This is a genomic window from Brevibacillus sp. NPDC058079, from assembly GCF_042885155.1.
Classification (GTDB): Bacteria; Bacillota; Bacilli; order Brevibacillales; family Brevibacillaceae; genus Brevibacillus.
Genome location: NZ_JBHVSO010000012.1, coordinates 86,562 through 98,296 on the forward strand (window position 1 = coordinate 86,562; position 11,735 = coordinate 98,296).

Sequence of the window (11,735 nt, forward strand, 5' to 3'; positions counted from 1 at the left end):
TTATGTATCCAATATTTGGGCCTGCCAATATAATCCCGCGGGTGTAATAACCAGCGTAATCGCTCCATGAGCATCAGTCCTGTACACGGCGGAACCCGTTTTTTTTAATCGATGCAGTACTTCGGACGATGGATGCCCGTACCGATTTTTCACCCCAGCAGAGATTACAGCAACTTTTGGTGCTGTGACTGCAAGGAGCTCTTCGGTGCTCGAGGTATTGCTTCCATGATGGGCTACTTTCAAAACATCCACAGAAGTCAAACCGTTTTGAACAAGCTGACTTTCCCCATCCTTTTCAATGTCACCCGTAAACAATACAGTCTTGTTGAAAGCAGTCAGCTGGAGTACTACGGATGCATCATTTCCTGAGAAGGTCGATTCACCCGGGTGCAGCCACTTCCACTCGATTCCCGGCCCATCTGACCAAGATTGACCTGGGAGCCCAGTTAAAATCGGAACCCCTTCTTGTTGGAAGAGCTGGACAATCTCGCCCTCTAATTTGGAAGGTGCTGTTCCATTCACTAATACCTCTCCAAAAGAAAAATGAGGAATGATCGATTTTACTCCCCCGATGTGATCCAGATCGCCATGCGTCATGATGACACGATCGATTTTCTCGATTCCTCTGGCCATCAGAAACGGCAGAACGACGTCTTTCCCCACCTCAAATGGGTCACGCTTTTCCATCCATGGTTCAGCAGCTGGGAACCGCATTGTCCCACCCGCATCCATTAAGTATACCTTCTGATCACCAATTTCGACAACGATGGAATCCCCTTGTCCGACATCAAGGAAGGTAATTCGCACTTCTTCGACTCCGGAAAACGGCTGTCTGGCCGCTACAATGAACAACAGAAATATAACGAAAGTAAGCATTATATCACGCTTTCGATGATAGCCCAACTTCCATGAAATGGGTAGAACACTTAAAAAGCAGGTATACGAAACAAGCCACCACCACGAAGGATGCGGCCAATATGTGAAGGGGAGCCTCATTTTTTCAATAGCAAACAGTGGGAGATGAATCCATTTCAGCATAGCCGTCGATACCCAAACAGGGATCACCGCCAAAAATGGATGGACGAAATCGAGGACAATCGCGATATACCCGAACGGTAGCGCTATAGCCGAGAGAATCGGTGTCACCACCAAATTGACCAGCCAAGACACAGGTGAAAATAAATGAAAATGGTAGATGAGAAACGGAAAAGAAACGAGCTGGGCTGACAAAGTAACCGCCACGAGAGTACGAATCCAGACGGGTACTCGCACAAACACATGCAAGCTGTAAGGCACAAAAATAATCAGACCAAGTGTCACCGCAAAGGAAAGCTGAAAACCGACATGCCACAGCTGATAGGGATTCACCACCAGCATCAGAATGAGTGCACCTGCCCAAACGTCCTTGCCGTCCAACCTCTTTCCAAATACCTGACAGAGAAGACCCACACTCCCCATCAGCCCGGATCGGATCGCGGACGCGCTGGCTCCCACCAGGAGTACATACCCAATCAAGAACAAAATCGTTACGACAAATGCAAGTCTACGTCTGATTCCAATCCGTTCCAAACACCACATAAACATGGAGCTAACCAATGTCACATGCAAACCAGAAATCGCGAGGATATGGCTTAAGCCCAAATTCGAATACATCGACGCAAGCTCAGGATTTACCTCTTGTCCAAGACCAAGCAGCAGCGACTTCATGTAACCCGCTGTTTCTACATCTGTAAATAATGATTCAATTCTCTTGGCACCGGAGTCTTGCCATTCTTGAAAGCTCGCCGACACGGAAAAAGCAGGTGTCATATCAACCGCTTGATAGCTTGTTTCTCCTGTGACATGGACACCTTGCCGATACAAATAGCTGGCGTAGTCGAAGGCATGAGGATTGCGCGCAGTACCTGGTAAGGATAGTCGGATCGGAGCCACGATCACACTGCCACGTCTCCACTGCTCTATTTGTGATGCTTCTTGGAAAGAAGCAAGCTTAACACGAAGCGCAATTTTTTCGATAGACCGATGCTCTTGCTGATCAGACTGATTTTCACCCCAAGATGTTATTGTGACAAAAAATCGCGCTACATCCCCATCCCGTCTCACAGGTGAATCAATGACACCTTCTATCCAGATCCTCTGCTCCCTTTCTGCCAATGGTTTCACTTCAGAGCTGTAGAGATTCTCGTACCCATAAAAAAAGAGGCCTGCTAGAATAGAAATCAGTGAGTAGCATGCAACGTATTTGCGGTAAGGTAACCGGATACATGCAACGAGTGCCCATGATACGCCTGCAGCCAACAGGAGCCAAGCAGGATGCAAATAGGCGGAGAATATGAGGCCGATCATCATCGCTAGACTTGCTATCCATACTGACACTGCAATCCCCCCGTCCTGTTCTTTCATGAGACGTTTTGTCGAACGATTCATGGTCTCCTAGGGGAGTATATCTAACTGAATGGGGACAAAAATAGAAGAGAAGAAAGGCTAATTCCCTTGTGGAATCAGCGTTTTGAGGTCAATCACTGGCACTCATAAGAGATTGCGCTGATGGTCGATACATGATAGAGTTAGCAGGAGCAATCCAGTGAGAGGAAGAGTCATTTCTTATGTGCGGAATCGTATCACTCTATAACAAGCGGCAAATGCCTGTTCAACAAGAAGCGATTAGTGCAATGACGGGTGTCATCCTGCACCGTGGTCCAGATGACGATGGTTTTCACCTTGAAGACAACATCGCCCTGGGCTTTCGTCGTTTAAGCATCATTGACGTGGAAGGCGGACATCAACCGCTGTATAACGAAACACGTGACATCTGGATTATTGGTAACGGTGAAATCTACAATTACAAAGAGTTACAGCAATGGTTAAAGGACATCGGTCACGTTTTCCATACCGATTCTGATATTGAAACCATCCTCCACCTTTATGAAGAGGTAGGAACAGATGCACCTAAGCATTTGCGCGGGATGTTTGGCTTTACGATCTACGACTCCCGTAAAAAACGTCTGTTTGGGGCACGCGACCATTTTGGAATCAAGCCGCTCTACTATGTCGAGACGAATGATTCGATCGGGGTTGCCAGCGAGATTAAAAGCTTGCTGGAGATACCAGGATTCAAGCGCGAAGTGAATCCAACCGCTTTTTATCACTATTTGACGTTCCAATATGTACCTGATCCTGATACGATGTTTGCTGGTATTTACCGTATACCCCCTGCGCACTCGTTCGTGATTGAAAACGACCAGATCAAGCTGGAAAGGTACTGGGATGTAGAATTCAAGCCTGATGAAAGCAAACCGTTCTCTTATTTTGTTGAGGGTACGCGCAGTGTCATGCTCGAATCTGTCGACAAACACCGGATTAGCGAGGTTTCGCGTGGAGCCTTCTTGTCTAGTGGTGTTGACTCTAGCAGTATCGTTGGGATGTTGCGCACATTCGAGCCAGTCAAATCTTTTTCTGTCGGCTCAGATATTCCTGGTTACAGCGAGCTCGATTATGCAAAGCGAACCGCCGGATATTTGGGATCGGAGCATTTCGAGCGCGTGATAAACGCCAAACAGTACATGGATGAATTGCCGCGACTGATCTGGCATCAAGATGAACCGGTAGCGGACCCATCTGCCATCCTGCTCTATTTCGTAGCGCAGATGGCGAGTGAACACGTGACCGTTGTATTGTCCGGTGAAGGTGCAGATGAATTTTTTGGCGGATACAATATTTACAGAGAGCCAAATTCACTCAAAATGTTTTCCGGGATGCCTGGCTGGATGCGCCAATCCATCGGATACATGGCTGAACGCCTCCCTGATCAGGTAAAAGGGAAAAACTTCCTTATCCGCGGATCGAAAACGGTTGAGCAACGCTTTTTCGGAAACGCACTGATTTTCAGCGAAGAGATGAAAAAGCGTGTCGTCATGGAAGATATTACCCGTTCGGAAGCGTATGTATCTCCTTTCACCATTACAGAAGATATTTACAAACGTGCTTCCGAATATGACGATGTGACCAAGATGCAATACTTGGACATTCACACTTGGCTCAGAGGCAACATTTTGATGAAGGCCGACAAGATGACGATGGCCAATTCTTTGGAGCTGCGAGTGCCTTTCATTGATCTGAAGGTATTTGAATTCGCCGCTACCATTCCAACGAAGTACAAAATTGCCAACGGCACGACCAAGCACGTGCTTCGTGAAGCAATGAAAGACTTCTTACCACCTGAGATCCAAACGAGAAAGAAGCTGGGCTTCCCTGTTCCAACTCGTCATTGGCTCAAAAACGAATTTTACAAATGGGCAAAAGAGATCATTTTCGAATCCAAGGTGGATAATTTGATCAATAAGGCCTATGTGCTGTACATGCTCGATGAACACCGCGAAGGCAATGCGGATTACAGTCGCAAAATCTGGACGATCCTAGTCTTCATGCTGTGGCATCAAATCTTCATTGAGCAAAAGCAAAATTTTGAGCCTTATGTCAGCCCGAATGTAGACCTTCGCCGCAAAAAAAATTCGCTGCTGCATATCGGCTAACAGCGAAAACGCAATAAATAGATTTGCAGACCCTCTCTTACTTTTCGTAGCATCGTTGATAGAGAACAAGTTCACTCTATGAACGTATCACTATGTGAAGGACGGGAGGGTTTTTTGTTATGGTGCTGGAGTGGTGGGAGCGTTATCGTCGTTTCATCTTGCTGACTGCGGCTGCTCTGTTTGTCGGTTGTAGCTATCTGCTCTATCAACGCGACCAATCGCATAAGACTGACGAACTACCGTTGCATGCTCCTGCTTATGCTGCATCGAATGTTGAAACAAAAGAACGGACAGATGATTCAACAACTGCTCAACCTGCCAAACCTGTAAAAACGACACCTGAAAAAGAGAAAGAAAAGGAATCACCCCCCACTCCTCTCTATGTCGATGTGAAAGGGCAAGTGAAAAGTCCCGGTTTATACCAATTCGAACCAGGTACCCGTGTCGCAAATGCCATCGAAAAAGCAGGAGGAGCATTACCTGATGCTGACCTTGTCCAGATTAATTTGGCAGCGCCGCTCACAGATGGAGCTGCTCTTGTCATCCCGGCTAAAGGGGCAGCCGCGCCAGTTTCCGCATCCATTGGCCTTGTACAATCTACTACCAGCGTATCCACCACTGGTGCCTCCTCAGGGATTAATCTCAACACGGCAACTGTCGAACAGCTCATGAGCCTTCCCGGGATTGGAGAAGCTCGTGCCAAGGCAATCGTGGATTACCGGTCAAAACAAGGACCATTTCGTTCAGCGGATGACCTGAAACAGATTGAGGGAATTGGCGAGAAGATGTTTGCACGGATAAAGGATCTGCTGTTGATACAATGAGTGCTCAGCATCCGGTCATGATCATAGACACTCCTACATAGAATGGGAAAAGAATATCGGAGGGAGGTATGCCCATGAATAAAATTGGGTTCATTGGTACGGGCAGCATGGGCAGTATCTTGATTGAATCATTACTGTCAGCCAAGGCGCTGACTCCTGGTCATGTCATTATCAGCAACAGAACCCTTTCGAAGGCGCAGCAACTGGCAGAAAAACATCCCGGGCTCATTGTCGCGCACAGCAATGCCGATTTGGTCAAAGAAGCTACAACGATCGTGCTGTGCGTCAAGCCACTGGAATATAGCGTGATGCTCGAACAAATTGCTCCTGCCTTAACGCAAGACCACCTACTGATTACGATCACCAGTCCGATCAAGCTTGCGGATTTGGAGTCTCACGTTCCTTGTGCGGTTGCAAGAGTCGTTCCTTCTATAACAAATGCCGTCATGAGTGGTGTCAGCTTATGTGAATTCGGGTCACGAATCCAAGAGGAACAACGTCATTTTATACGAAGTCTGTTTGCCCACATTAGCTCCCCTATTGAGATTTCAGAGCCCTTTTTACGAATTACTTCTGACATTGTCAGTTGTGGGCCAGCGTTCATCAGCTATATTTTGCAGCAAATGATTCAAGAAGCTGTTGAAGAAACTGGCATTTCCGCAGAAGCTGCTACCTACATGACTACGCAAATGCTAATTGGGATCGCAGATCTTTTACGCGAAGAAGCGTTCACCCTCCCTACTCTGCAAAAGAGAGTCTGCGTGCCCGGAGGAATTACTGGGCAAGGACTAATTCCTTTGCAAGACGGTATTCCCGGTCTTTTCGCCCAAGTATTTCGTCGCACACAAGCGAAGTTTGCCGAGGACCAGGAACTGGTTGCACGAAATTTAAATAATCAGCCGCATTAGTGCAAAACGAAGAAGCGTTGATTTACAAAAAAAGGAGTGGATACCTGTCACTCACAGGCTCCACTCCTCTTCTCATTTCTTAACGTCCTTTTCTTAACGAACGACGATATTCACCAGTTTGCCTGGAACAGCGATGACTTTGACGATCGTTTTTCCTTCGATCAGTTCTTTAATCATCTCGTTGTTTTTCGCCATCTCTTCCATCAGTTCTTTCGTCGAATCAGATGCGATGAGCAGCTTTTCTTTGTTTTTGCCGTTAATTTGCAGGACGATTTCTACCTCGTCTTCAACCAGCTTCGCTTCGTCATGCGTAGGCCATGCTGCGTATGCCAGACTCTCGCTGTGGCCCAGTTTTTCCCACAGCTCTTCTCCCAAGTGCGGAGCGATTGGAGACAGCATTTTTACAAAGTCCTCCATGAAATTCTTCGGCAGAACTTCTGCTTTGTACGCTTCGTTTACGAATACCATCAACTGAGAGATACCTGTATTGAAACGCAGGCCCTCATAGTCTTCTGTTACTTTTTTCACCGTTTGATGGTACACGCGCTCCATGCCAGCCACGTTGGAGGTTTCCACGATTTTTTCGTTCAGCTCACCGTTGTCACCCACAAACAAACGATATACGCGATCCAGGAAGCGGCGTGCGCCATCCAAGCCTTTTGTCGACCAAGCGATCGAAGCATCCAATGGTCCCATGAACATTTCGTACATGCGCAGTGTGTCGGCACCATGGCTGGTGATGATATCGTCTGGGTTTACGACGTTGCCTTTGGACTTACTCATTTTCTCGTTGTTTTCACCCAGGATCATCCCTTGGTTAAACAGCTTTTGGAATGGTTCCTTGGTTGGTACGACACCGATATCGTACAGGAACTTGTGCCAGAAACGAGAGTACAGCAAGTGCAGTACCGCATGTTCTGCACCACCAATGTAAATGTCGATTGGCAGCCATTCTTTCAGTTTGTCTGGATCAGCCAATGCCTTGTCATTGTGTGGATCGATGAAGCGCAGGAAGTACCAGCAGCTACCCGCCCATTGTGGCATCGTGTTTGTCTCACGACGTGCTTTCATGCCTGTTTCCGGATCGACAGTGTTTACCCACTCCGCGATGTTTGCCAGTGGCGATTCACCTGTACCGGATGGTTTGATTTCTTTTGTTTTTGGCAACATGATTGGCAGTTCGGATTCTGGAACGACTTTCATCGTGCCGTCTTCCAGATGGAGAATCGGAATTGGCTCACCCCAGTAGCGTTGACGGCTGAACAGCCAGTCGCGCAGACGGTACGTTACCTTGCGATTTCCTTTGCCTTCCGCTTCCAGCCACTCGATCATTTTGCTGACAGCCTCTTCTTTGTTCAAACCATCGAGCATGCCGGAGTTGATGTGCTCTCCGTCGCCTGCATACGCTTCTTTGGAGATATCTCCACCAGCGATTACTTGCTGGATTGGCAGATCGAATGTTTTCGCGAACTCATAGTCGCGTTCATCGTGCGCTGGTACCGCCATGATAGAGCCTGTTCCGTAGCTGATCAGCACATAATCTGCAATCCAGATTGGCAGACGCTCGCCGTTTACCGGGTTGATCGCATATGCTCCGGTAAAGACTCCTGTCTTTTCTTTCGCCAGATCGGTACGTTCCAGATCGCTCTTGTGCTTCGCTTGATCCAGGTACGCTTCCACTGCTTCTTTTTGAGCTGGTACGGTAATTTGCTCAACCAGCTTGTGCTCAGGAGCCAGTACCGCATAGGTTGCCCCGTAGAGAGTGTCTGGACGAGTCGTAAAGACGGTGAAGGATTCGTCATGACCTTCGATTCCAAAGGTTACTTCTGCCCCTTCAGAACGACCGATCCAGTTGCGTTGCATTTCCTTGATACTTTCTGGCCAATCCAGTTCATCCAGGTCAGCAAGCAGTCTTTCCGCATACGCAGTAATTTTCAAGACCCATTGCTTCATTGGGCGGCGTTCTACCGGGTGTCCGCCACGCTCACTTTTTCCGTCAATGACTTCTTCGTTCGCCAAAACCGTTCCCAAAGCAGGGCACCAGTTTACAGCTACCTCGTCAATATAAGCCAAGCCGTGCTCATACAGCTTCGTAAAAATCCATTGTGTCCACTTATAGTAATGCGGATCGGTCGTATTGATTTCGCGATCCCAGTCATAGGAAAATCCGAGTGACTTAATTTGGCGACGGAACGTGTTGATATTGTGCTCGGTAAATTCCGCCGGATCGTTTCCTGTATCGAGCGCGTATTGCTCCGCAGGCAAACCAAACGCATCCCAACCCATTGGATGGAGAACGTTATATCCTTGCATCCGCTTCATGCGGGATAATATATCAGTAGCCGTGTAGCCTTCCGGATGTCCTACGTGCAGGCCAGCTCCAGATGGATACGGGAACATGTCGAGTGCGTAAAACTTTTTCTTTCCCTCATCCTCGGAGGTTTTGAAGGTCTTGTTCTGCTCCCAATATTGCTGCCACTTCTTTTCGACATTTTGATGACTGAATACCATGGTAAAGCACTCCCATCTTAAAATAGGTGAAAACAAAGAAAACCTCACATCCCAGATCGCTTTTGCGAAAGGGACGAGAGGTTGTTTACATTCCCGCGGTACCACCCAGATTGGCAAATGCTAAGCATTCACCCACTTGTTTCATCCGTATCGAGGATAAGCCGCTCACCCTTACGCAGTCATTGCTTGAATGACCTTGGGGGCAAGTGCTGGGAGGTGAGTTCAGATAGATCCGGGTTGACTTGCACCATCCGTCAACTCTCTGTGAATGCTCGAATCCAATTCCTACTATTCCTCTTAAACGCGTCGAAATCTGTAGTTATAACGCCATTATAGTCAATCCGAACCAATCATGTCAAACTTTTCGGCTTGCGGGCTGAAAAAAATAGGCGCTCACTCGCTTCTTGTGGCGGCATATCCGAGTAATCAGCGGTGATGACAATGTCTGTGAAGCCAGCATCTGTCAGCCAGCGCATCAGTTGGACAGGCTGGTAAGCCCGTTGCCAATGCTCTTCTTCCATCCGCTCGTACAATCCGTTTGGCTGACGAATGAAAAACGTTAACTGATGCTCTACCTCCAGTCGCAGCGGGTCGCAAAAACATTGCCAAATGTACGAAACTTCATCTTCTACATGTGTGAACGTCTCGTCTCCGAAAATGTGCAGCATCTTGTACGGACTGTGCACATCAAACAGAAAGCTCCCACCAGGCGCGAGATGAGCGAAAACGCGCTTGAACGTTTCCTGCACATCCGCTTCCTCTGTAAGATAGCTCAATGAATCGCACAAGGAGATGACCGCATCCGCTTCGGGCAAGGACAGCTCCCGCATATCCTGCTCCACCCACGCTACTTCTACTTGCTCCTGCCTCATTTTATCATAGGCGATCGCAAGCATTTCTGTCGAGAGATCCACTCCAGTAACACGGTATCCCCGCTTGGCGAGTGGGATCGCAATCGTGCCAGTCCCACAGCCAAGATCAATGACCCGCACAGGCTTCTCTCCCTTTGTCCAATGACGCTCGACCCAATCGAGCCACTGGTCATAAGGAGTATCCGCCATCAGCCTGTCATATACAGCGGCCATATGTGCGTATGCCATTTGTCCTTACCCTTGCGCGCTGAAGGAAACTTCCTCTGCGTCCTTCCACAGGCGCTCCAGGTTGTAAAACTCGCGATCTTCGCGATGGAAAACGTGAATAACGATATCGCCCAGATCAACCAGTACCCAGCGACCTTCATCCGCTCCCTCGATACCGCGGACGTCATAGCCGTTTTTGTGGGCTTGATCACGGATTTCGCGAACAATTGCCTGTACTTGACGCTCGTTGTTTCCGTGGCAAATCATGAAATAGTCTGCGATCACGGACAGCTTTTTAATATCGAGCACCTTCAAGTTCTCTGCTTTCTTGTCCTCTACTGCCTTCACAACCAACTGTGCCAAATCTTCTACTGTTTTAACCACTAAAACCCTCCTTCTCTCCCTTTGCGGGAAACCAAATCGTTATATGCAGTCAATGTCAACGGGAAAACCGTCTTTTGCTTCTCTATCAAAAATTGAATCGTGCCTCCCAAGGCGAGCGCCAGGGCGGCATCCAAATCATGCATGGCTTTGGCGCGAATAAAATCAACACCAGGGTAAACCCGGTTTGGTTCTATATAGTCTGCCACACAGACTACTTTTTCTAACAGGGACATGCCAGCCCGACCCGTTGTATGGTAGCGAACAGCTTGTAAAATATCTGCATCCGTTACACCTAGATCAGTCTGGATCACAATAGCAGCTGCAAAGGCGTGCCACAGCTCTTTTTCCCCTTCCAAAAGCTCTGTAGGCATATCGTGGCGAACGAGAATCTCGAACATTTTTTCCACAGGCCAGCACTTACAGTAATCGTGCAACAGTCCAGCAAGCTCGGCTTTGTCAGGATCAGCCCCGAATCTCTCAGCCAACTCGCGAGCCGACGCAGCCACCCCTAGCGTGTGATTGTAGCGTTTTTCATGCATTTGTTGCCGTACGCGAACGAGAAGCTCTTCCCGATTATCCAAAAGTCTCATAGATTCGGTTCTCCTTATATAGCGCTCCACGGCATCAGGTACAAGATAACGGATGCTTTTCCTGGTAGCTGCCTTCTCGCGAATCATCGTGGAGGAAATGTCCCAAGCAGGCATCTCCACAAATGTGACGTCCTCGCTCGATTTCAGGTCCAGTTCGGTTCCTGGCCTCGCTAGACCTATAAAGCGTACCATATGAATCAGCTCTTGGTACTGGTACCATTTGGGCAAGATTTTTACCATATCTCCTCCCATGATAAAGGAAAACCGGCAATCCGGGAACTGCCTGACGAGCTGAACCATCGTGTCATAGGTGTACGATGGACCTTCTCTTGCAAACTCTACATCTGTTACACGAAAGACCTCGTGATCAGACACGGCAATCTGAACCATTTGCAAGCGGTGATGCGCCAGCGTCAGACTCTCTCTCTTTTTGTGCGGTGGAACGTGTGTAGGCATAAACCAGACCTCATCCAGGCCCGCTTGCTCTCTGGCTTGTTCTGCCGCCAGCAAGTGCCCGCAATGTATCGGGTCAAACGTTCCTCCCATGATCCCTACTTGCTTGATTGGCTGTCTCATCGCATGTAGGTCACTTATGGCAGCTTGATCGTCTTGTTCTCCCGGGACTCTTTGTACAAGACAACCGTATGGCCAATCAATTGCACAAGCTCTGCTCCAGCACCTGCTGCCAGATCTTCTGCCACTTGATGTTTATCGTCATTATTGTTTTGTAAGATCGCTACCTTGATCAATTCACGTACTTCCAACGCTTCTTTGATCTGAGTGATCATGTTTTCGTTTACGCCGCCTTTTCCTACTTGGAAAATGGGGGTGAGATGATGTGCTTCTGCGCGCAAAAAGCGCTTTTGCTTGCCAGTCAACATCGGCAATGCCTCCTTTTACATCCTGC

General features: G+C 48.2%; 9 protein-coding genes, 1 pseudogene and 1 other annotated feature. Of the genes and pseudogenes, 3 read left to right on the forward strand and 7 right to left on the reverse strand.

Going from position 1 to position 11,735, the window contains the following annotated elements:
• Entirely contained in the window at positions 1–2,403 is a 2,403-nt protein-coding gene (locus ACFVS2_RS27880; protein ID WP_390239663.1) for a DNA internalization-related competence protein ComEC/Rec2, read from the reverse strand.
• Between the two features lie 203 nt (positions 2,404–2,606).
• Here ACFVS2_RS27880 and asnB point away from each other — a divergent pair, with 203 nt between their 5' ends.
• From asnB to comER, 3 genes are all read left to right on the forward strand, one after another.
• Positions 2,607–4,532, forward strand: coding sequence for an asparagine synthase (glutamine-hydrolyzing) (gene asnB / locus ACFVS2_RS27885; protein ID WP_390239600.1), 1,926 nt, complete (start codon positions 2,607–2,609; stop codon positions 4,530–4,532).
• Positions 4,533–4,651: 119 nt separating this feature from the next.
• On the forward strand, positions 4,652–5,356 hold the full coding sequence (locus tag ACFVS2_RS27890; RefSeq protein WP_390239601.1) for a helix-hairpin-helix domain-containing protein: 705 nt from the start codon (positions 4,652–4,654) through the stop codon (positions 5,354–5,356).
• A 74-nt stretch (positions 5,357–5,430) separates the two neighbouring features.
• Positions 5,431–6,264, forward strand: coding sequence for a late competence protein ComER (gene comER, locus ACFVS2_RS27895; protein WP_390239602.1), 834 nt, complete (start codon positions 5,431–5,433; stop codon positions 6,262–6,264).
• 93 nt (positions 6,265–6,357) lie between these two features.
• Here comER and leuS read toward each other — a convergent pair whose 3' ends face one another.
• The 6 genes and pseudogenes from leuS to yhbY all read right to left on the reverse strand — a co-directional run bounded on the left by leuS (position 6,358) and on the right by yhbY (position 11,709).
• A complete protein-coding gene (leuS, locus tag ACFVS2_RS27900; protein WP_390239603.1) occupies positions 6,358–8,775 on the reverse strand; it encodes a leucine--tRNA ligase in 2,418 nt (805 codons plus the stop codon).
• Between the two features lie 66 nt (positions 8,776–8,841).
• Positions 8,842–9,086: a binding site (T-box leader), on the reverse strand.
• A 39-nt stretch (positions 9,087–9,125) separates the two neighbouring features.
• Positions 9,126–9,875, reverse strand: a complete 750-nt coding sequence (locus ACFVS2_RS27905; protein ID WP_173620649.1) for a class I SAM-dependent DNA methyltransferase — start codon at positions 9,873–9,875, stop codon at positions 9,126–9,128.
• Between the two features lie 6 nt (positions 9,876–9,881).
• On the reverse strand, positions 9,882–10,238 hold the full coding sequence (gene rsfS, locus ACFVS2_RS27910) for a ribosome silencing factor (RefSeq protein ID WP_007727773.1): 357 nt from the start codon (positions 10,236–10,238) through the stop codon (positions 9,882–9,884).
• Positions 10,238–10,828, reverse strand: coding sequence for a bis(5'-nucleosyl)-tetraphosphatase (symmetrical) YqeK (gene yqeK, locus ACFVS2_RS27915; RefSeq protein WP_007727774.1), 591 nt, complete (start codon positions 10,826–10,828; stop codon positions 10,238–10,240). The genes rsfS and yqeK overlap by 1 nt, the downstream gene beginning before the upstream one ends.
• 66 nt (positions 10,829–10,894) lie before the next feature.
• Positions 10,895–11,404: pseudogene (locus tag ACFVS2_RS27920) on the reverse strand (nicotinate-nucleotide adenylyltransferase); the annotation flags it as partial.
• A 14-nt stretch (positions 11,405–11,418) separates the two neighbouring features.
• Positions 11,419–11,709 (reverse strand): ribosome assembly RNA-binding protein YhbY, encoded by a 291-nt coding sequence (yhbY, locus tag ACFVS2_RS27925; protein ID WP_007727776.1) that lies wholly within the window; start codon positions 11,707–11,709, stop codon positions 11,419–11,421.
• Positions 11,710–11,735 lie beyond the last annotated feature (26 nt).